This window comes from Tolypothrix tenuis PCC 7101 (genome assembly GCF_963874875.1).
Lineage (GTDB): Bacteria > Cyanobacteriota > Cyanobacteriia > Cyanobacteriales > Nostocaceae > Aulosira > Aulosira tenue.
In genome coordinates this window covers 6722046-6744137 of sequence record NZ_CAWNJS010000001.1, presented here as the reverse complement: position 1 = coordinate 6744137, position 22092 = coordinate 6722046, and the positions used below count along the sequence as shown (strand labels likewise).

Annotated in this window: 15 protein-coding genes and 1 pseudogene; all 16 read left to right on the top strand. The window is 39.6% G+C overall.

Features of this window, described 5'->3' with window-relative positions:
• Nucleotides 1–135: 135 nt before the first annotated feature.
• The 16 genes and pseudogenes from AACU25_RS26540 to AACU25_RS26465 all read left to right on the top strand — a co-directional run bounded on the left by AACU25_RS26540 (nucleotide 136) and on the right by AACU25_RS26465 (nucleotide 21346).
• Nucleotides 136–441 carry a hypothetical protein gene (locus AACU25_RS26540; protein WP_321206796.1) on the top strand — a complete coding sequence of 102 codons (306 nt, stop codon included), beginning with the start codon at nucleotides 136–138 and terminating at the stop codon, nucleotides 439–441.
• Between the two features lie 138 nt (nucleotides 442–579).
• Complete coding sequence (locus AACU25_RS26535; protein ID WP_096580810.1) at nucleotides 580–1608, top strand: NAD-dependent epimerase/dehydratase family protein; 1029 nt, start codon at nucleotides 580–582, stop codon at nucleotides 1606–1608.
• Between the two features lie 276 nt (nucleotides 1609–1884).
• Nucleotides 1885–2901 (top strand): glycosyltransferase family 2 protein, encoded by a 1017-nt coding sequence (locus tag AACU25_RS26530; protein WP_096584099.1) that lies wholly within the window; start codon nucleotides 1885–1887, stop codon nucleotides 2899–2901.
• A gap of 30 nt (nucleotides 2902–2931) precedes the next feature.
• Complete coding sequence (locus AACU25_RS26525) at nucleotides 2932–3771, top strand: phytanoyl-CoA dioxygenase family protein (RefSeq protein WP_096580808.1); 840 nt, start codon at nucleotides 2932–2934, stop codon at nucleotides 3769–3771.
• A 69-nt stretch (nucleotides 3772–3840) separates the two neighbouring features.
• Nucleotides 3841–4407 carry a dTDP-4-dehydrorhamnose 3,5-epimerase gene (rfbC, locus tag AACU25_RS26520; RefSeq protein ID WP_096580806.1) on the top strand — a complete coding sequence of 189 codons (567 nt, stop codon included), beginning with the start codon at nucleotides 3841–3843 and terminating at the stop codon, nucleotides 4405–4407.
• Between the two features lie 186 nt (nucleotides 4408–4593).
• Nucleotides 4594–5907 carry an NAD(P)H-dependent oxidoreductase gene (locus AACU25_RS26515; RefSeq protein ID WP_096580804.1) on the top strand — a complete coding sequence of 438 codons (1314 nt, stop codon included), beginning with the start codon at nucleotides 4594–4596 and terminating at the stop codon, nucleotides 5905–5907.
• A 517-nt stretch (nucleotides 5908–6424) separates the two neighbouring features.
• Nucleotides 6425–7534, top strand: coding sequence for a glycosyltransferase (locus AACU25_RS26510; protein WP_096580802.1), 1110 nt, complete (start codon nucleotides 6425–6427; stop codon nucleotides 7532–7534).
• A gap of 11 nt (nucleotides 7535–7545) precedes the next feature.
• Complete coding sequence (locus AACU25_RS26505; RefSeq protein ID WP_190445874.1) at nucleotides 7546–9834, top strand: GumC family protein; 2289 nt, start codon at nucleotides 7546–7548, stop codon at nucleotides 9832–9834.
• Nucleotides 9835–10369: 535 nt separating this feature from the next.
• Nucleotides 10370–11122 (top strand): heterocyst development glycosyltransferase HepC, encoded by a 753-nt coding sequence (gene hepC / locus AACU25_RS26500; protein ID WP_096580800.1) that lies wholly within the window; start codon nucleotides 10370–10372, stop codon nucleotides 11120–11122.
• Between the two features lie 120 nt (nucleotides 11123–11242).
• The gene (locus AACU25_RS26495) at nucleotides 11243–12187 is read left to right on the top strand and encodes a hypothetical protein (RefSeq protein ID WP_096580798.1); all 945 of its coding nucleotides are present in this window, start codon (nucleotides 11243–11245) and stop codon (nucleotides 12185–12187) included.
• A gap of 61 nt (nucleotides 12188–12248) precedes the next feature.
• On the top strand, nucleotides 12249–14084 hold the full coding sequence (gene hepA / locus AACU25_RS26490; RefSeq protein WP_096580796.1) for a heterocyst formation ABC transporter subunit HepA: 1836 nt from the start codon (nucleotides 12249–12251) through the stop codon (nucleotides 14082–14084).
• A gap of 182 nt (nucleotides 14085–14266) precedes the next feature.
• Nucleotides 14267–15361, top strand: a complete 1095-nt coding sequence (locus AACU25_RS26485) for a glycosyltransferase family 2 protein (protein WP_096580794.1) — start codon at nucleotides 14267–14269, stop codon at nucleotides 15359–15361.
• 180 nt (nucleotides 15362–15541) lie between these two features.
• A pseudogene (locus AACU25_RS26480) lies at nucleotides 15542–16654 on the top strand (glycosyltransferase family 4 protein); the annotation flags it as partial.
• A 129-nt stretch (nucleotides 16655–16783) separates the two neighbouring features.
• A complete protein-coding gene (locus AACU25_RS26475; RefSeq protein WP_096584090.1) occupies nucleotides 16784–17749 on the top strand; it encodes a glycosyltransferase in 966 nt (321 codons plus the stop codon).
• A gap of 153 nt (nucleotides 17750–17902) precedes the next feature.
• Nucleotides 17903–19393, top strand: a complete 1491-nt coding sequence (locus tag AACU25_RS26470; protein ID WP_096580792.1) for a glucose-6-phosphate isomerase — start codon at nucleotides 17903–17905, stop codon at nucleotides 19391–19393.
• Between the two features lie 789 nt (nucleotides 19394–20182).
• The gene (locus AACU25_RS26465) at nucleotides 20183–21346 is read left to right on the top strand and encodes a glycosyltransferase family 4 protein (protein WP_096580790.1); all 1164 of its coding nucleotides are present in this window, start codon (nucleotides 20183–20185) and stop codon (nucleotides 21344–21346) included.
• Nucleotides 21347–22092 lie beyond the last annotated feature (746 nt).

The following is a 22092-nucleotide window of genomic DNA, read 5'->3' as shown; positions in this document are numbered from 1 at the left end:
GCCTTTCTCTGAGTCTTCCTTGCTGCTGTAGTTATTGATTTTCAACTTCACCTGTGTGCTGATAGCATCCCATTTTCAATTCCCAACATCAGCTAACAAATATTTAGGTGAAAGTTATGAAAGTTATAAGAGTATGTGAGAAATGGCCAGGATGGACTAAACGCAATTCTGGCAGGGAAATGGCATTTGATTCATCCGCAATGGAATCAAATGCCGAGAATTTATGATTATTCATCCTGGAAAGAAAGTCTTTTTGCTGAAGATATTTATAACGAGCTATTGCATCGTCTCTACATTATTCACTTTACCAATTCTCCTCAACCTTGGTGTGCGGGATTGCGAGTGGAATGTCAACATCCTAAAAAGCATTTGTTCTTCCAATATTTAGACATGACAGCTTGGTCAGGATGGCGAGATACATTTGGGAGACGCTTGGGTTGAAAATTTATGAAATTGTCCCGTATCAATAACTCAAAACTCTGAACTAATTTGAAGAAATAGGCAAAATTAAAGCAGATTTTTGCGCCTATTTAGTAATGGGAAACACAAGCAAATAATCAATACAAAGGCTTCACAACAATGAAAGTATTAGTCACTGGAACAGAAGGTTATCTTGGTTCTTTATTACCTCCTCTGTTAATGGAACGAGGACACGAAGTTTTAGGAGTAGATACAGGTTTCTATAAAGCTGGCTGGCTATTCAATGGTACTGATGTGACAGCCAAAACCCTAAATAAAGATATCCGCAACATTACACTTAAAGACTTACAAGATATTGACGCTATTGTTCACATGGCGGAACTGTCTAACGATCCCACTGGACAACTATCGCCTACCATCACCTACGACATCAATCATCACGGTTCAGTGCGCCTAGCTAAGTTAGCTAAAGAAGCGGGTATACGTCGCTTTGTATATATGTCTTCTTGTAGTGTTTACGGTGTAGCTACCGAGGGAGATGTTACAGAAGAATCTCCTGTAAATCCCCAAACAGCCTACGCAGAATGTAAAACCTTGGTAGAACGAGATGTCATGCAACTAGCTGATGATGATTTCTCTCCTACCTTTATGCGAAATGCTACAGCTTTTGGGGCTTCGCCGAGAATGCGGTTTGATATTGTTTTAAACAACCTAGCTGGCTTGGCGTGGACTAGCAAAGAAATCAAAATGACTAGCGATGGTACACCTTGGCGGCCGTTAGTTCATGCATTAGATATCTGCAAAGCAATTGTTTGTGCCTTGGAAGCACCTCGTGATATCGTACACAAGCAAATCTTTAACGTTGGGGATACTGCAAACAACTATCGAGTTAGAGAAATCGCAGAAATCATTGCAGATGTCTTCACAGGCTGTCAATTGTCTTTTGGCGATAACGGTGCAGACAACCGCAGCTACCGGGTATCTTTTGAGAAAATTAACAATATGCTACCCGGATTTAAGTGTGATTGGAATGCTCAATTAGGTGCCGAACAGCTATTTAAATTGTTCAGTCAAATAGATATGACTGAAGATACTTTCCTGTTCAGAGGATTTACAAGATTAAAGCAGTTAGAGTATCTAATTCGCACCCAGCAAATTGACAAAGACTTTTTCTGGCAAAAAAATTAGTACTTCTGTAAGAAATTCATAATTTCAGCAGGTATAGACCGTAAGCTGGCTGATTTACAATATCCCCGACTTTTTAAATAAGTCGGGGATATGAGCAAAAATCAAAAACCTTCGCTACTAGGTTTTTGATTATCTTTGGTATGGGATGAAATAACCCAATGTTTAGAGTTCTAAATTATAGCTAAAAAAGGGAAATTTTCCGGAAATATCCTCTCCGCAGAGAATTATCTTTTACCAGAATTTATTTTTCTAATGAATGAGCTTTTAAAGAAGCCAATGAATAAATTACTAACAATTGCTATTCCTACTTATAATCGAGCGGAATTATTAGATAAACAGTTAGCTTGGTTAGCTGAAGCTATAAAAGGTTTTGAATCCGATTGTGAAATTTTAGTTTCTGATAATTGTTCTACAGATAAAACTCCAGAGGTTGTAAAAAAGTGGCAAGCCACACTCAGCCATATCACCTTTAAGTCTCACCGCAATGCTGAAAACTTAGGCGTAATGAAAAATATTCTTTACTGCCTCAATGCTGCCACAACTAAATATGTTTGGACAATTGGTGATGACGATCCGATTCAAAACCGAGCTATTGCTTATGTCATCAACAAAATCAAGCAGCATGAATATTTATCATTATTATTTCTCAACTTTTCTGGACGCAATAAAATTACTAGTGAAGCAGTTCATCCACCAACAATAGTAGGTAATCGTTGGTTTGATGCTGATAGTGAAGATGGTAGTGGTGATGGTAAGGCAATATTTGAACATTGCTTTGCAAAAAGTGTTGGTGCAGTCATATTTCTTACAGCTACAATCTATCGTGCTGATTTAGTTAAAACGGCTCTGCAACGCTGGCCAAATGCGGCAAATAATTGGATATGTTTAGCATATTTAGCAGGTTATTGTGCCGCTAATGGCAGTGTGATTGTCACCAAAGAGACTTTTTTAGAATGTATTGTTGGTGTGAGTTATTGGCAGAAAGAGCCAAGGTCTGCACTATTAATGCAATACAAACATATACCTGAAGTTATTTTAAAACTAGAAGAGAGCGGATATTCTAAACAATTTTGTAAAAGAATGCTTTTGCAAAATGGTAAGGAAGCGGATTTAAGAGTATTTTTCGGTGCTTTAAGAAGATGGCCTGTATCTGCTGTGAAAACAGTTATTCCTTTTATAGCCTTACTAGGATTAGCAATGTTTGATGTCATAGCTATTAAAGAAGCGAGTATGGCAGAAACAGCAGAGATATGTACTCAACAAGTGCAAAAAAAAAGAGAATTAAACCTCTAAATTAATCTGAAATCAAAAAGGATTAGTATCATGTTGCAAACCATTAACCGCAAATTATCTGCGCTGTATTCTGACTTAGCTTGTGCCTTAGCTAGATGGAAACATAGGAAAAATCTACCATCATTGGCAGAATGCGATCGCGCTATTCTTAAGGCTCTCAAAAAGGATGGAGTATATGTTACAACCCTGGCTGATTTAGGGTTTAATTCTACTTCCGAATTACTCCAGGCTGCTGATCATCAATTATCCCAGATGGAAAAAGCCAATAACGACGAGCTAGACGAAAGGTGGCCCCAGATTTATACAGTTACAGACATTCCTGCAATCTCTGCTTGGGCTACAGAAAAACGGCTACTCAACATTATTGAAAATTACATCGGTCTTCCTATTAAATTTCATGGTGTGCATTTACGCAAAGATTTTCCTAGCGACCATCAATTTGGCACATTGCTTTGGCACAGCGATGCGGAAGACAGACGGATTATCAAAATTTTTCTTTCTCTGAAAGATGTAGATGAAAAAACAGGGCCTTTTGAATATATTCCCCGTTCTTTAACTTCTTTATTCAGGTGGCAATACTATTGGCTGTACTACAAGCTTTGGCAATCAAGCTATATGGGAATTGATGATGAAATTGTCAAAAAAGCCATTCCTCAAGCAGCTTGGAAATCTTGTAAGGGGCCAGCAGGTACAGTCATTTTTGCTGATACCAAAAATGTTTTACATCACGGAACTGTACGTACAGAAGAACGAGCAACATTGTTTTTCTGCTATACAGCTAATCCTCCCGAAAGACCAGAACTATGTACTCAATATTGGGATGATACATATCCCAGAATGGAGTTAAATTCTGCACTAGAAACCGTTTAAGTAACAAACTAATTGTCACAAATTAGCTAGTTATTTACTCCTAAATAAAAATTAATTCTGAGGTAAATTATGATTTTCATCAAAACTTCACTGAAAGACGCATTTATTGTTGAATTAGAAAAAAAGCAAGATAACCGTGGTTTCTTTGCTCGTTCTTTTTGCGCGCAAGAGTTTGTTACCCACGGCTTAAAATCTATAGTTGCTCAATGTAATGTGTCGTATAACTACAAAAAGGGGACATTGCGAGGGATGCATTATCAATTAGCGCCAGCAGCCGAAACTAAATTAATTCGCTGTACTAAAGGCGCTATCTATGACGTAATTATTGATATGCGTCCTGACTCTCCCACCTTTTTATCTCATATTGGTGTGGAACTGACTGCCGATAACCACCGCGCTTTATATGTACCAGAACTGTTTGCCCACGGCTATCAAGCGCTGACAGATGATGCTGAAGTTGTCTATCAAGTTGGTGAATTTTACACACCAGGTTATGAGCGTGGTTTACGTTATGATGACCCATTCTTTAACATTGAATGGCCTTTAGAAGTCACAGAAATTTCTGAGAAAGATTTAAATTGGCCTTTATTAAGCATGATGCCCGTTGGTGGAGTAGAAATAGAGGCTAAAGTTTAGTAGTTTGCCAACCCAAAAATGTTAGGTGGAGGTTGGGTAAAGGTTAAAGGGAAAAGGGTAAGGGACAAATACCTTTCTCCTTTACCCTTTCCCCCGCCAATTGCCTTGGCTTACTACTCAAGGTTAGGGAAAAAGGGAACAGCGGAAGAGATTTTTAACAATTATTGTGTATGTAGGAATTACAAAATGATTATTATAGACCGCGCTTTAGAAGCCCGCGCAGCTTTAGGTAGACCCATCAAAGTGGGGATGATTGGTGCAGGCTTTATGGGTAGAGGTATTGCTAACCAAATTATTAATTCTGTGCCAGGAATGGAGTTAGTTGCTATCTCCAACCGCCAAATTGATGCAGCCAAGCGAGCTTATTTAGAAGCAGGTATCGAAGATATTCAAGTGGTGACCAATATCACCGATATGGAAGATGCGATCGCTCAGGGTAAATATGCAGTCACAGAGGATGCAGAGTTACTGACTCGTGCTGATGGGATCGAGGCTTTAATCGAAGTTACCGGTGCAGTCGAATTTGGCGCACATATCGTCATGAGTGCGATCGCACATCACAAACACGTGATTATGATGAATGCTGAACTCGATGGCACCATTGGCCCTATCCTCAAGGTCTATGCAGACAAAGCTGGTGTGATTCTCAGCGCTTGCGATGGCGATCAGCCAGGGGTAGAAATGAACCTCTACCGCTTTGTAAAGAGCATTGGTTTGACTCCCCTATTGTGCGGTAACATCAAGGGCTTACAAGACCCCTATCGCAATCCCACCACTCAAGAAGCCTTCGCTAAACGTTGGGGTCAAAAAGCCCACATGGTAACTAGCTTTGCTGATGGGAGCAAAATTTCCTTTGAGCAAGCGATCGTCGCCAACGCTACCGGGATGAAGGTTGCGAAACGGGGAATGCTGGGATATGACTTCACAGGTCATGTAGATGAAATGACCAATATGTATGATGTAGAGCAGCTGAAGGAATTGGGCGGTATTGTTGATTATGTTGTTGGTGCTAAACCAGGCCCAGGGGTATTTGTATTTGCGACCCACGACGATCCCAAACAACGCCACTATCTCAACTTGTACAAACTCGGTGAAGGCCCACTTTACAGCTTCTATACTCCTTATCACCTCTGCCATTTTGAAGTTCCTCTCTCGGTAGCCCGTGCGGTTCTCTTCCAAGATGCTGTGATGGCTCCCTTGGGTGGCCCGATAGTAGATGTAGTCACCACCGCTAAAATTGATTTAAAAGCCGGAGAAACCTTAGATGGTATCGGCTACTACATGACCTACGGACAATGCGAAAATTCTGCGATCGCACAACAGCAAAACCTCCTACCAATGGGATTAGCTGAAGGATGTCGCCTCAAACGCGATATTCCCAAGGATCAAGTGCTAACTTACGACGATATAGAATTACCCGCAGATAGACTTTGCGATAAATTAAGAGCCGAACAAAACGCTTATTTTGCCACAGAAAAAGCTCTCGTAGCTGTCGGTTAAATTCAGTGTGTAGTCAGGAATTTATTCTTTTCACTATTAAATTCCTGACTACGTACCAACATCTTTTTCTACTATTCCTTAGCGTCCTTAGCATCCTATTTATAAGGCGCTACTGGAAACCTGTTTAATTTCAACTCCATCTTCTGAGATTACAAATAATTAAGCTTATTAGAGGTTGTTTTAAAAGTGGTTCGCTGTGAATTTAAGCACTTCTCAAGTGCCAATATTCCCCTTGAAAAAGCGGATTTATCAGCATATAAGAGACTTCCAACAAATAAATTATTCCATCTTGTGGGGCGGGCATTTTGCCCGCCACATAAACGGGCCGGACAAGATGTCCACCCCACAATAGATGCTGGGATATTTTTTTATTTGGAAGTCCCTAAAATTATTTGATAAATTACTAAATCTTTTTAAAACATCCTCTTAATTACGAATTACGAATTACGAACTAAGAATTACTATTACTTGCTGGGAAGTATTCAAGCAAACCTTAAAGAAACTGGAGATTGAACTAATGAAAATTGCTCTAGTCCATGATTACTTAACCCAGCGCGGTGGAGCAGAGCGCGTGTTTGAATTGCTTTGTAAGCGCTACCCTGAAGCTGATATTTACACCTCTGTTTACAATCATCAAAAAACTATAGATTTAAGTGAGCGTGTAGTTAATACAACTTTTTTACAGAAAATTCCCGGTGCAGTCAAAAATTTTCGCTTGATGGCTCCTTTTTATTTTTCTGCTTTTCGCGCTTTAAATTTACAAGACTACGACTTAATTATCAGTAGTAGTACGAGCTTTGCGAAAGCAGTCAGAAAAAAACCCCAAGCGCTACATATTTGCTTTTGCCATAATGTTACGCGTTTCTTGTGGGATACAGAAACTTATTTAAGGGAATACGGTGATTATCGCTATTTTGCACCGTTACTAGAAAGAATATTCCAAGTCATGAGAAAGGTAGATTTGGAATATGCACAGGAACCGGACTTATATATTGCTAATTCTAGTATTGTGGCTCGGCGCATTCAGGATATTTATCAAAAGCAAGCTATTGTCATTAATTATCCCATTGATACCAGTAACTTCATTTTCTCAGATCAGAAAGAAGAATATTATTTGGCATCTGCGAGGATGATCAGTTATAAACGTTTAGATATAATAATTGAAGCTTTTAATTGGCTAGGGTGGCGTTTATTAATCTCAGGCGATGGGCCAGAACAAGCGCGGTTAAAATCCAAAGCGTTAGATAATATTCAGTTCTTAGGACACGTCAGCGATGCAAAACGTAAAGACTTATTTTCTAAAGCTAAGTCTGTGATAGTTGCGGCTTTAGAAGATTATGGATTGGTTCCAGTGGAGGCTAATGCTAGTGGTACTCCAGTTATTGCTTATGGAGCAGGTGGTGTTTTAGATACTCAAGTTCCCAGAAAAACAGGAGTCTTTTTTAAGAGACAAACACCAGAATCTTTACAAACTGCATTACTAGAAGCTGGTGAAATAACTTGGGATTACCAAAACATTCGGAATCATGCAGTGACAAATTTTTCAGAAACAGCCTTCTTTAGTAAAGTCGAACAAATTATTGACCAGGCTTGGAGAGTGCATCAATCAAGTAATTTGTTAGCTTAAGGATAATAAAAGTGGTTCAAACTAGTCTTAATCCGAGTTTCAATCCCAATCCGCATACACCTCCCGAAAATGAAGCAGGTTACGGACAGATGTTGGCCGTAATGCTACGCAGATTTCCCTGGTTTGTTCTTGTATTTTTCACTTCCGTTACTTTTGCTGGTTTTATCACTACAAAAACCAAGCCTACCTACAAAAGTTCTATGCAGTTGTTGGTAGAACCTAATTATCAAGTTAAACAAGGAACAGCAACTCCAGAAAATCAATTTACTGAACCTACTATTGAAATAGACACAGCAACCCAACTCAACATCATGAAGAGTTCTGGACTGTTGCAAAAGGCTGTTGATAAAGTTCAACAAGACTATCCAGACTTAACTGTTGATGATGTTAAGAATGCTTTGGTTTTGAACCAAATTAAAACCAAAGAAGATAATGTCTTAACGAAAATTTTTCAGGTTGAATATAGCGATCGCGATGCAGAAAAAACCCAAAAAGTTCTGAGCGCGATTCGCCAGGTGTATTTGGAATATAACAAACAGCAGCAAGATTCCCGTTTACAGAAAGGGCTGCAAGTTATTAGAGAGCAATTAAAAAAAGCTAGTGATGAAGTTAATGCTTCTGAAACTAATCTGCAACGATTTCGCAGAACTCAGAATTTAATCGATCCGGAAACACAAGCAAAAGCGCTAGAAGACGCTTTGAATAAACTTGAAGAAGAACGACGTACTACTCGTTCTCAATATCAAGAAGCTTTGGCGCGTCAACAATCTTTGCAAGCCCAACTTAATCGTTCACCACAAAATGCTTTGGTTTCTTCGCGTTTGAGTCAGTCTACTCGCTATCAAGGTTTACTCAACGAGATTCAAAAAACAGAACTGGCCCTATCACAAGAACGCTTACGGTTCACAGATGAAACTCCTAGCGTGCAAAAGTTGCAAGCACAACTAGAAGGACAGAAGGAATTATTGCAACAAGAGGTGAGCAGAACTTTAGGCGGCTTACCTGCTAGTGCTGTTGCAGATAGTGGAAATCTCCTAGAACAAGGACAACTCGGGCAAATTGACCTTAATCTTGCTGGTCAGCTAGTAGAAACACAAACAAATATTGTTTCTTTAGCAGCGCGCGATCAAACTTTGGCTCAGAAAGAGAATGACTTGCGTTTCCAACTCAAACGCTTTCCGCCTTTGTTGGCTTATTACAATCGCATATTACCGCAACTGCAATTTAGTCGTGAAAGGTTAGAGCAGTTGTTGAGAGCTGAACAGCAAGTGCGTCAAGAACTTTCTAAAGGCGGATTTAATTGGGAAGTGGTTGAAGAACCCCAAAAGGGTACATTAATGGGCCCCAACTTGCAGCAAAACTTGTTGTTGGGTGCAGTGGTTGGCTTAATGTTGGGAGGTATTGCTACTTTTGTACGAGAAGCCTCTGACGATGCTGTTCATACTACTGCTGAGTTAGAGAAGCACGCAGCTCTACCATTGTTAGGTATTACTCCCAAGTTACCCCCTGTTAAACCTAGAGAGTCAGTAATTAAGTTGCCTTTTGGTAAACCAGAAGAGCTTGCACCTTGGACAGTTCAAGTATTACAGTCTCCTCCTAGTTGGGAATCGCTAGACCTAATTTATAAAAATATTGAACTGCTCAATACTGTTACCAGTTTGAAATCATTAATGATTACCTCGGCTTTACCCGATGAGGGTAAGTCCGCTTTGGCGTTAGGTTTGGCAATGAGTGCGGCGCGGTTACACAAAAAGGTACTATTGATTGATGCTAATTTGCGTGAACCAAGCTTACACAATCAACTCAATCTGCCCAACGATCAAGGGCTTTCCACTCTCCTCACTAGTGAAGGCTCTATACCCAACCAAATGAGTATTCAATACTCAGGTTCATCCTACATCGATATTTTGACAGCTGGGCCCACACCGGCTGATGCAGCTAATCTCTTGAGTTCGCCACGGATGACACAATTAATGGCAACTTTTGAAGAGAACTATGATTTGGTACTGGTAGATGGTTCTCCTGTCCTCGGCTTGGTAGATGCGATGTTGACTGCATCATCTTGTCGTAGTGTTGTGATGTTGGCAAGCATTGGTAGAGTAACTCGCAGCCAAATGGCTCAAGCTACAGCGATGTTGAGCAAGTTAAATCTGATTGGAGTCGTAGCAAATGGAGCCTCCAACGCTGACAGCACATACGTACCTTATACAAAGCCACAAAGATTTGCGCTGCAACAAGCTATGGAAAAATACAGCTCTTCTCGTTTGAGTGAAACAGGTTCTCGTAGGGAAAGAGGATAAGGAATCACGCAAAAATTGGTTTTGGGGAAAAGGTTAAAGATTAAGGGTTAAAGGTTTTTTCTTTCCCTTTTCCCATTCCCCTTTTTCCCCTTAACCGACAAGTATTGGCTAGAGTGGTGTATTTCATCTAGTGAAAACCACTATAGGCGTTGTTCATTAGCTGCAGTCTCAGCAGATTTTAAGGCACAACATTGTTGTGCCTTAATGTTTGGGGAAATTTGTCATGAAAACTATTCTCTAATTTACAAAAACTTAATAATTCTCTGGAAAAAGTAAATACTTTATCAAGAATACATAAAGAATTTCTCTGACCAAGATTTATTCCAAAAGAGTCTTCTATCCTAGATATCACAGCCGTTTAAAAATAGCTAAAAAGTAGGCTGAGACTGATTTTGACAGACTAATCGCATCATTAAGTTGGTGAGAGTAAAATCCTGTTTTCTCACATCTCAAATCAGATAAATTTCAGCAAAGAATTTTGATTAACGCTTTGATATCAGGTCAAGAATCTACTTCTCTACATATCTCATGACCTATGACTATCTCAATAATTCCATCTCTACAGAATCCCTACAAGCTAACTGAGGAACGTCAACCAAATCCCAACTCTCCATACTGTACATTGTTATGGCGGCGGGGTCAGTTGTTGGTAAAGTCTCCTAAATATATCAAACAGCCATATCTGCCTTCTTTAGATGACAAACAATGGTTAGTCGAGTGCTTAAAACATTCCCCAGTAAAGTTGGTGAGTATTGATGCCAAGCTAAGTGAGGATTTGTTGCGGTTTTGGGCGGAAGCTTGTGCAGCAGCTAATAAGCCAATTTTTCTGCGCTTTCCCTCTGGGAATCAACCGCTAAAAAAAGCTCATCCTGTTGTCAGACTATGGAAGCAGCTGTTTGATTGGGTTTTGGCTTTTGTGTTGCTAGTCGTGCTAAGTCCAGTTATGCTGGGACTGGTTTTGTTGATGCAGATTGATTCACCAGGGCCAGTGTTCGCGCGGGAATGGTTGGTGGGGGAGCGTGGTAAGCTTTTTCCAGCCATCAAGTTACGGACAACTGAGGCGCGCAACGTCACACCATTGCGGCGTTGGCTGAGTAAATCTGGTTTGCATAACTTTCCGCAGTTGTTGAATGTATTGCAAGGTGACAGAGGTTTAGTGCAATCACATTGTTGGACTTTGGCAGATGCGGTGCAGTTCACTTCTTCTAAACAACGAAATCTCAATGCAGCACCAGAAACGGCTGGTTCATGGCAGGTAGAAGCCACGTTGAAGCCGGCTGAATCTTAAAACTCACATGAAAAACGCTGCATTATAGATTTTTGGTTTTATGAATCAACAACCCCAAAGTTGCTCACAACTTTGGTGGTTAAAAATACAAATTATTTGCTGAATTTAACGAGATGCAATATGAAAACTGCTATATGTACTGTTTTTGAAAAAGACTACCATTATGGTGTCGGGGCTTTGGCTAATTCCCTATATCATCATGGGTTTCGCGGGGTGATTTGGGCTGGGTATCGCGGAAATTTACCACCTTGGGCGAAGTCAGTTAAAGCTGGTAAGGGCTATCAAGAATTGGCGATCGCAGATGGTTGTGCTATTCGGTTTGTAAAACTAGATACCCGCAAACACTTTGGCTTTTATAAGCCTGATTTTATGAATTTATTATGGGAAAGTTACTGCCCAGATGTAGAAGCACTATTTTACTTTGACCCTGATATCGTCAATAAATGTAGTTGGGATTTTTACGAAAAGTGGGTGAGTCGGGGAATTGCGCTGTGTGGCGATTCTTGGTATCACGTTCCCGCAAATCATCCTCGACGGTTAGCATGGAAAGAATTTGCGGAAAGTAACGGCTTAGTTTGCGATCACCAATTAGATTATCACTTCAATAGTGGCTTTATTGGTGTGAATAAAAGCTGTCAATCTATTCTTGGACTTTGGCAGAAACTGATAGAACTGGGTGAGATGGCTGGACACTCAGATTTACAAGATTTATATGGCGATAAATCTTTTGGTCATTATCCCTATCTTTATGGCGATCAGACTTACCTGAACTTAGCACTGATGGTATCGAATTTACCTCTAAGTACAGTAGGGCCTGATGGGATGGATTTTATTCCTGGCGGCACTATTATGTCTCATGCCATCGTACCAAGTGTGAAGCCTTGGCGGAAGAAATTGATTATTAGTGCTCTTCAAGGTAGCCGTCCTAGCATTACAGATAAATTGTTTTGGCGGCATAGTCAAACACCAATTCAAATGTATTCTTCTGTCAAACTTCTGCAACAAAAATTTGCCATTCTTTGTGGCTCGGCTATTGGTCGCTTCATCTATCGCCATCCTATTTAAGACCCGGCAATTAACTTAAGTGCTTGGTCTGTTGTTTAATTGAAAGCTTTGTCAAAAATTTATGTATTTTAATCTTCCACAGTCAACTCGTAGATTCATCAAAACTAGTAGCTTTTGGCAAAATCATTATTTGATTCTACGAGAGTTCAAAAAATTCCCTCGACTTGCTACATTAGCGATTATTTTATCGCTCTGTGCTGTTACATTTGAGGGGTTTGGACTGGGTTTTTTATTAGCATTTTTGCAGAGCTTAACTACTCCTGATGCTGAACCCATAAAAACTGGATTTCAATGGTTTGATGTCGTAATTTTAGATATTAATGGTTCTCCCAATGAAAGATTGTACAGAGTATCGATTTTAATTGTAGTTATAACTTTTATCCGCGCTTCGTTTAATTACCTCGCACAGCTTTGCATTCAACTGAGCGAAGTAAATTTAGTAGACAATCTCAGAAAACAGATATTTGAGCAGTTACAAGCACAAGAACTCAAATATTTTGCTAAGAAAAGTTCTGGTGAATTGATTAATAGTCTCACCAATGAAATGGAGAGGATTAGGCAGATTTTTGGCGGTGTGGCTTTTGTCATTACTAGATTATTAACAATTGCCGTCTATGCTCTCTCGCTATTTTTAATTTCTTGGCAACTTTCTATTATTTCTGTTTTACTGTTTAGTCTCTTGGCTGTGGGGCTAACAACTCTGAATAGAAATGTGCGGGAACGGAGTTTTGGCGTTACTAAAGCTAACGATAAATTTACTGCAAGAGCGCTAGAATTTCTGGAAGGTATCCGGACTATTCATGCATTTTCTACCATCGATTTTGAACGGCGACGGTATTACAAAGCTAGTCAAAATATAGTCACTACTTGGAAATCAGTTTATTGGCTGTCTTTATCAGTGAGACCAATTACTGAGAGTGCTGCCACATTAATTCTTGTGATGATGATTATTGTGGCATTAACAACTGGCTTAATGAAGGTGGCTTCATTGTTGACATTCTTCTTTATCCTGTTCCGCTTGGTGCCAATGATTCAAGATTTGAATGGCGTAGTAGCTTTTTTAAATACCCAAGCGGGGGCAGTCGAAAATATTAAACAGTTGTTGACACCAGAAGATAAAGACTATTTTCAAAATGGTAAAATTCAATTCCCTGGATTAAAACAAGGAATTGATATAGTATCTGTAGATTTTGGTTATGAGCCTAATAATTTAGTGCTACATAATATTACCCTGAGCATGGAACAGGGACAGATGATTGCCTTAGTAGGAGAAACTGGTGGTGGTAAAAGTACCCTGGCTGATTTAATTCCTAGATTTCACGATCCAGTACAAGGACAAATTCTCATCGATGGCGTTGATTTGCGAGATTTTGATATAGACTCGCTACGTCGCAAAATGGCGATAGTCAGCCAGAAAACATTTATCTTCAACACTTCCATTCGCAACAATATTGCTTACGGTACTCCTAATGCTACCGATGAGGAAATCCGCGAAGCAGCACGTCAAGCCCATGCACTAGAATTTATCGAAAAATTACCTGGGGGCTTTAACACAATTTTAGGTGCGGACGGCATTCAACTATCTGGTGGACAACAACAACGAATTGCGATCGCGCGTGCTTTAGTACGCAAACCCGAAATTTTGATATTAGATGAAGCCACCAGTGCTTTAGATGCAATTACACAGCAGACAATTCAAGAGTTTTTAGAAAGCTATGCTGTAGGACGCACAGTAATTGTAATTGCTCACCGTCTCTCTACTATTGCTCAAGCTGATAAGGTTGTCGTCCTCGAAAAAGGACGCATCGTGGAACAGGGTAAGTATCAAGAATTACTTGAACTTCAAGGTCAACTGTGGAAATATCACCAGACACATTATCAGATGGGAAATAGCTGATTGGGGACTGGGGACTAGGGATTGGGGATTGGGGATTGGGGATTGGGAGAATTCAAAATTCATGCATTATGTCTTTTCTCCCTTCCCTTTTACAGACGCGATGAATCGCGTCTCTACAAATTTTGTACGATGAATCGCGTCTCTGCGTCTCTTATTTAAACTCAACTACTGTAATAAATATTATGTCTAACAATTCTGAAGTAGTACAACCACTGGTTAGCGTAATTATTCCTACTTATAATCGACCACAGTATCTCAAACAAGCGATCGCTAGTGCAGTCAGGCAGACTTACCAAAATCTGGAGATTATTGTTTCTGATAATTGTAGCCCCGAAAATCCTCAAGGAATTGTGGAATCTTTTGGTGATTCACGTATCAAATTCGTGCGACATCCAGAAAATATTGGGATGTTTAGTAATCAGATGTATGGCTTTAAGATAGCGCGTGGTAAATATGTTGCTAGCCTCCATGATGATGATTTATGGCACGAAGATTTTTTAGCTAAACTTGTGCCCATATTAGAAGCACATTCAGAATTAATTATTGCTTTTAGCGATCAATATATCATTGATGCTCTTGGCAATATTAATTATTCTGGTACGGAAGCAAATACCCGTGGTTTTAAGCGCGACACACTAGAACAAGGAATATATAAAGCTTTTTATAAAATGGGTTTACTTTATAAAAGTATCCCCACTGCTGCAGCTTGTGTATTTCGAGCTAATCTCATGAATTGGGATAATATTCCCCCCCAAGTTGGCGGTTTATGGGATGTATATTTAAGCTACATTTGCGCTACATCTGGTTATGCAGCTTACTATTATCCTGAAAGATTGACTTATTATCGTGCCCATGAGCAAACTGATACAATGCTCAGTGGTCATCGCAATGCTGAGGCAAAAATTCGCAAGGCTAAAAGCGAATTGTTCTGTTATCAAGTTTTTATGGAAGACCCTCGTCTTGAAGAGTTTAAGTCCTACTTCCAAAAGCAATGGTTAGAAGCTAATACCACTTTGGGAATAGGTTTACTGCGAAATCAGCAAGTATTAGAAGCGCGTTCTTATTTTTGGCAAGCACTAAGCAAACAGAAGTTTAATCTGCGAACTATCGCAGCATTAACTCTGAGTTTTATTCCCCAACCTCTAGCTACGAAATTCTTCGATTTACTTAAGTTTTACATTGAGTGGGTTAGTTGTAAAAAAAATAAATTTGCTAAAAAAATCAACTCTCTGAAAAAAAATATCATAGATATTAATCTACCTCAATCCATCAATTAACTGCTTGTGGGTTAAGGGAAAAAAGGAGAATTGGAAAAGGGAAAGAAAAGACTTTTAACCCTTAACCTTTAACCTTTTCCCCTTAATCAATTTTAAGTTCAAAACGCTATCCCTTGTAGTATTGAACTGGATTCAGCTATTTAGGTGCGTATATAAGTTAATCGCCGCAGGAGGTGGTGTGTGAAAATTTGTATTGTGACTCACAAATTGAAAAAAGGTGATGGACAAGGTCGAGTTAACTATGAAGTTGCGAAAGAAGTTATTCGTCGTGGTCATCAACTAACATTATTAGCTAGTGAAGTAGCACCAGAACTACAAAATAATAGTTTAGTTAATTGGGTAGAAATTTCAGTTCAAAAATTCCCAACAGAATTTATTCGGAATTTGGTATTCGCCAAAAAAAGTGCAGATTGGTTAAACAAACATCGCGCTGAATTTGATTTAGTCAAAGTTAATGGTGCGATTACAACAACCTCTGCGGATGTGAATGCTGTACATTTTGTTCACAGTTCTTGGTTGCGATCGCCTGTGCATATTTCTCGCACTCGGCGCGATGCCTATGGTTTGTACCAGTGGCTTTATACTGCCTTAAATGCCCAATGGGAAAAACAGGCTTTCCAGCAAGCGAAAGTGGTTGTGGCGGTATCCGAGAAAGTAGCGCAGGAATTAGTCAATATTGGCGTACCGCGATCGCAAATTCAGGTAATTGTCAATGGCGTGGATTTAACAGAGTTTACCCCTGGGATCAGCAGTCGCCAAAGTTGGAATTTACCCGAAAATGTGCCTCTAGCGCTGTTTGCTGGCGATATTCGCACCACCAGAAAGAACTTAGATACAGTTCTCTATGCCTTAGCCAAGGTTCCTGATTTACATCTGGCGGTTGTGGGTGACACTGAAGGTAGCCCTTTTCCGCAGCTAGCAGCATCTTTAGGGTTAAGTGAACGAGTACATTTTTTAGGCTATCGGCGTGATATAGCCGCTATTATGCGGGCTGTGGATTTATTTGTATTTCCTTCCCGTTATGAAGCTTGCACCCTCGTATTATTAGAAGCCCTCGCTTCTGGGCTACCAGTTATTACCGCCACCGCCACCGGAGGTGCAGAACTGGTGACACCAGAATGCGGAGTGGTTTTGTCAAATACCGATGACATTGAGGCTTTAGCCGCAGCACTGTCATCTTTAATCTGCGATCGCCCTTTGATGCAGCAAATGGGTAAAGCAGCACGTTCTCTTGCTGAACAATATAGCTGGATGACGATGGCACAAAATTACGTGGATCTATTTGAGGATTTAAAAGCAAATTCTACCTTTTTGGGCATGGGGCATGGGGCAAAGGGCATGGAGAAGAGTTTTTTTGCGTCACAGAAGCGGGCGACTATCTCTAATCAATCGCCAGAAAATGCAGATTCCCGCCAACTTTCCATGAAAAACACTGTTCTTATCCCCACTTATCGCCGTCCTCTAGATTTGTCTCGTTGTCTTTTAGCATTACAGGCGCAAACTAAACCAGTCGATCAAGTAATCGTCGTTGTTCGTGATACAGATCAGGAAACTTGGCAATTTCTCGCGGATTTTCCTACCGATAAACTGCCACTACAAACAGTTACAGTTAGCGTACCTGGAGTAGTAGCAGCCTTAAACGCCGGACTCGCCGCAGTTGAGGGTGACATTGTTTCGATTACCGATGATGATGCAGCCCCCCATCCTAATTGGTTAGAGAAAATCAACGCGCATTTTCTGGCAGATAGCCGTATTGCTGGCGTTGGTGGGCGTGATTGGATCTATCAACGTAACAAACTGGAAGAAGGTTCTCACCAGGTAGTTGGAAAATTACAGTGGTTTGGACGGGTGATTGGTAACCATCACTTAGGAGTGGGAGAAGCGCGGGAAGTTGATGTTCTTAAAGGCGTGAACATGAGTTTTCGTCACGCTGCGATCGCGCAGTTGCATTTTGATGAAAGAATGCGTGGTACAGGCGCACAAGTCCATTTTGAAATGGCGTTTACCTTCGCCTTAAAACGCGCTGGTTGGAAGCTAATTTACGATCCCCAAGTGGCAGTCGATCATTATCCTGCACAACGTTTTGATGAAGACCAACGCCATAATTTTAATCAAATTGCCTTTATTAATTTAGTCCATAATGAAACTTTAGTTTTATTAGATCATCTGCCACCGTTACGTCGTGCAGTGTTTTTATTATGGGCAATATTTATAGGCACAAGGGATAGTTTGGGCTTTGTGCAATGGTTGAGATTGTTACCTAGCCAAGGACAATTAGCAGGTAAAAAATTCCTGGCTTCTTTGCGTGGGCGCTGGTTAGGTTGGCAAACACATCAACAATTCAAAATTCAAAATCCAAACTTCAAAAATAAATTTGTTGTGTTTTGAGTAAATTAGCTCTCTTTCTTCGTTATCTTCGCGTCTTCTCTGCGAGACGCTACGCGAATGCGGTTCGTTAAAAAGTATTAATAAATATCACGCAAAAGCGCAAAGAATAAATTTCAATTTTCTGTACTCAAATCAATACAAATCCAAAATTGAATGTCTTCTCAACAGAAACAAATACTTTACAATCCTGTTTTGCAAGAAAACTTCTCGCCTCAAGACCGGGCTGCACAAGCTTGGATGGTAATCTTGGGTTACATATTGCTCACAGTAGTTTGTTATTTTACTGGTGCAGCAACGATGTTGCGGTTAGTTTTTCCGGCAACATCTTTATTAGTAGGTTTATTTCTTTATTTCCGCCATCCCATTCTCTATATTGGGTTTACTTGGTGGATTTGGTTTCTCACGCCTTTAGTTGCGCGGTTGGTAGATTACCGAGTTGGTTGGGACCCTACTCGTCAGATATTGATTGCACCTTATTTAGTGGTGTTTGTCACTATTGGCACTTTTATTAAATATTTGCCTAGCAGTGTCCGCCAAGGAGGTTTACCTTTTCTTTTGGCGTTTATTGGGGTATTTTATGGATTTTTAGTGGGTCTGATTTATAATGCCCCTGTGCCTGTAGCGCGTGGTCTTTTAGATTGGCTAAGTCCGATTATTTTCGCTTTTCATTTATTTATGAACTGGCGAGATTATCCGACTTACCGAGAGCAAATGCAGCGTGTATTTCTCTGGTGTGTGTTAATTACTGGTGCTTATGGTGTTTATCAATTTGTGGTAGCACCGGAATGGGATAGATATTGGTTAATCGAATCCAAAATGTTTACCAGTTCCGGAGATCCAGAACCTTTTGGGATGCGTGTCTGGAGTACTTTACACTCAGTTGGGCCTTTTGGTTCTGTAATGCAAGCTGGTCTATTATTGTTATTTACTAGAACTGGATTTTTAATTTTTCCTGCATCGGCTGTGGGTTATTTGTCCTTCTTATTAGCACAAGCACGTACTAATTGGGGCGGCTGGTTATTAGGCGTAATTATGATTTTAGGTTCAGTCAAAGCTAAAATTCAAATGCGCTTAATTACGATTATTGTGGTCATGGCAATATGTGTTGTTCCCTTAACCACAATTGAGCCAATTTCAGAGGTGGTAGCTACTCGGTTAGAAACTTTTTCTAATTTAGAAAATGACACCAGTTTTAAAGATAGATCTGGCAGTTATGATCGCAATTTGAGTATTGCGCTTTCTAATGTATTAGGTAACGGTTTAGGCAATATCTGGAAGGTCAATGAAAAAACCGGACAAATCGAAGTTTTTGTAATTGACAGTGGTGTTCTTGATATGTTTTTCACCTTGGGTTGGGCTGGGGCTATCTTTTATTTAGGTGGCTTAATTTTGACAATTATCAATGTGAGTAAGTACAAAGAAGGTCGCTTTGATAGTTTTGTCAGTGCTGCCCGTGCAATTGGAATCAGTGGTTGTTTTCAGTTAGTTATTGGTAGTGGGATGTTGAGTGTTGCTGGTATGATTTTATGGGGATTTCTCGCTATGTCTATGGCAGCACATAAATATTATCAGCAGCAAAGCAATTTGCAATATCTAATTATCAAGTATCCCGGCTCTATTCCACAAATAGGTAATTCTAATTAACTATTTTATTGCTCGATTCTGAAGTGGCTAGACGAGAAATACAAAGATTATCTGAGTAATTAGGTAATCTTTGTTATTTAATCATATTCTCATCAATCATACATCTATCCTATTTCAAGTAAATAAGGTATGCGCGTAAGGGCAAGGCAGTGTCTTGCCCTTACGATAATCTGCAAATTACCAATTTATAATCTGCTGTATAATTTAAATTATATTAGCTTTATAAAATACTTATTTAACTAAACTACAATTATAAGTTATACATTTTATTAAAAAATATTTCATTATTCTATTGCTGCTTTATCTAAGTGTGTTTATACTTGTAGTAGCTGGATATATCAAGCATATTCCAAGTTTATAGTAGTTCAGGAATCTGAGATAAATTCTATAGTGTAGCAATATTAAATTATAGATTTTTTTCCTAAATAATTGAGAATTACTATTGATTATCTTGGCTAATGAGTGATGGCAATTGAAAATTTATCGGGAAGGTAAAATCTATTTATCTGTAGAGTTATGCATTGATTTTTGAATACATAGATAATTTTGATATTGCTTGGCACTAAACTTGAGATCCACAGCAATTTCATTATAACTTTTCGCTTTATTGCGGCTGTATTAACGCCAAAATTACAACATTAAAACCTTCAGATTGTAAGTTACAGAATCTGATGAAGGAAAGCTTCCCACGACTCCAGCTTTCCTACAAATACCAAGACTATGGCAAAAAATCATCGGATTGCCATAGCTCCCATATCAAGTAAAAACTAGTATGAGTGGATAGACATTATGAAAGTGATTGCTATTATGCCACTGGCCGAACAAAGAGGTGGCGGGGAAATGATGTTTTGGGATTTGATGCAACAAGGACGGCAAGCTGGGATTGAATGGATAGCGGTATTTTTAGAAGATGGCCCAATGGTGGCACAAGTAAGCGCATTGGGTATTGATACCAGAGTAATTGCAAGCGGCCGTTTGCGAGAAGTTCACCGGATGATCAGTGCGGTGTTTCGTATCGCTATGTTGGCGAAACAAGAACGTGTAGATGCGATCGCCAATTGGATGTGGATTACTCATCTATATGGAGGGCTAGCTGCGATCGCAGCTGGTGTACCTGCTGTATGGTATCAGCTAGAAGTACCTAACGCTAAGTCTTGGTTGTTGCAATTGGCGACGTTATTACCAGCACGGGCGATTATCACTCTCTCGAAAGAGGGTAAGGAAGCACAGGCGAAGATTTGGCCTTATAGACCAACACACTTAGTATATCCGGGTGTGGCTTTAGACAGATTTGAGCCGACTGTTCTACCTGCGCCAATGGCAGCACGGTTAAAGTTGGGTTTACCGCTACACGGGCCTTTGATTGGGATTGTGGGACGTTTGCAACGATGGAAGGGAATGCATACTCTAGTAGATGCTATGCCACAAATATTGCAGAGATATCCTGATGCTAATTGTGTCATTGTTGGTGGTAAGCATGATTTAGAGGCTGATTATGAGGACTTGTTAACAGCACAAATAGCAGAATTGGGATTAAGCGATCGCGTGTTGATGGTGGGACTACAGCGCAATGTTCCTGAGTGGATGCAGGCGATGGATATCTTTATCCACGCTTCTGATAATGAACCTTTTGGGATTGTGATTATTGAGGCTATGGCCCTCGGTAAACCCGTGGTGGCTGGGAATGCTGGCGGCCCCACAGAAATCATTACAGATGGCGTAAATGGGCTGTTGACACCTTATGGTGATGCAGATGCATTAGCGATCGCAATTCTCCGCTATCTTGATGATCCAGAATTTAGCGATCGTGTTGGAGTTGCAGCACGACAACGGGCCTTAGATTTTTCCACGCAACGTTACGCCCAAAATTTTATTAATACAGTTCGTTATGCTGTTTCTCATGTGTCTCAAACCATCACAACGGTGAAGACAACTCCTTCAACTTTGAATTAAAAACTGAGCGTTGATACTTATTAGTATTAACTCCGCAAGAATCATATTTTGGGAGCATTTTATCGCTTTGTTTCTTATCCTCTAAATATTTGTTGTTTGCTCAATAGAACCACAATGAATATTTAAAGGATGCAGAGAAATTCACTTCTGTATTCAATACTTGTAGGTTAAAGGAAAAGGGTAAAAGGAAAGAGAGAAGGAAAAACACCTTTGGCTCATTCCCTTTACCCCAACTTGGTTTACCAGACTCAGCAGTCAGTGGTAATACTAGAAAACTGTATCGTTAAATATGAAATTTTTAACAAGCGGATAATTTTTCTCTGCTGAAAGTAACAGCCTAAAATTCAGCTTCTGGGTATTTTGATTTAACGTAAATTCTTTATAGAATCAGGCTTTTAGGCTATTTAGGGGAAGACAAAATTTTATATACATATTTAGGTTAAAAAAACTAGCTACTTAACCATTTATTTATAGAACTCCTCTTTTTTAGAGCCTATTTAAAGATATTACTGAGAATTTTATTAAATTCATTACATTGTGCTTTAATAGCTAAAATAAGTGTTTCCTGTTTGATTCTCATGAGTTCAGCCCATCATCAAAGCTTTTGATGTATCAATCTTATTTAGGTTATTTATGTTGAACAAAGAATATTTTTGTTAATTTTATGCCCAAACAATATGGGTAATAACTGACAATAATTTTGAGATGATGATGGAGAATTAGCAGAATATTAGTAGAGTGTTGTT

Excerpts from the sequence above, each read along its gene's own strand:
- AACU25_RS26465 (WP_096580790.1), top strand. The coding sequence starts at position 20,183 with ATGAAAGTGATTGCTATTATGCCACTGGCCGAACAAAGAGGTGGCGGG.
- AACU25_RS26495 (WP_096580798.1), top strand. The coding sequence starts at position 11,243 with ATGAAAACTGCTATATGTACTGTTTTTGAAAAAGACTACCATTATGGT.
- AACU25_RS26515 (WP_096580804.1), top strand. The coding sequence starts at position 4,594 with ATGATTATTATAGACCGCGCTTTAGAAGCCCGCGCAGCTTTAGGTAGA.
- rfbC (WP_096580806.1), top strand. The coding sequence starts at position 3,841 with ATGATTTTCATCAAAACTTCACTGAAAGACGCATTTATTGTTGAATTA.
- hepA (WP_096580796.1), top strand. The coding sequence starts at position 12,249 with ATGTATTTTAATCTTCCACAGTCAACTCGTAGATTCATCAAAACTAGT.
- AACU25_RS26530 (WP_096584099.1), top strand. The coding sequence starts at position 1,885 with ATGAATAAATTACTAACAATTGCTATTCCTACTTATAATCGAGCGGAA.
- AACU25_RS26535 (WP_096580810.1), top strand. The coding sequence starts at position 580 with ATGAAAGTATTAGTCACTGGAACAGAAGGTTATCTTGGTTCTTTATTA.
- AACU25_RS26475 (WP_096584090.1), top strand. The coding sequence starts at position 16,784 with ATGAAAAACACTGTTCTTATCCCCACTTATCGCCGTCCTCTAGATTTG.
- AACU25_RS26485 (WP_096580794.1), top strand. The coding sequence starts at position 14,267 with ATGTCTAACAATTCTGAAGTAGTACAACCACTGGTTAGCGTAATTATT.
- AACU25_RS26470 (WP_096580792.1), top strand. The coding sequence starts at position 17,903 with ATGTCTTCTCAACAGAAACAAATACTTTACAATCCTGTTTTGCAAGAA.
- hepC (WP_096580800.1), top strand. The coding sequence starts at position 10,370 with ATGACTATCTCAATAATTCCATCTCTACAGAATCCCTACAAGCTAACT.
- AACU25_RS26510 (WP_096580802.1), top strand. The coding sequence starts at position 6,425 with ATGAAAATTGCTCTAGTCCATGATTACTTAACCCAGCGCGGTGGAGCA.
- AACU25_RS26525 (WP_096580808.1), top strand. The coding sequence starts at position 2,932 with ATGTTGCAAACCATTAACCGCAAATTATCTGCGCTGTATTCTGACTTA.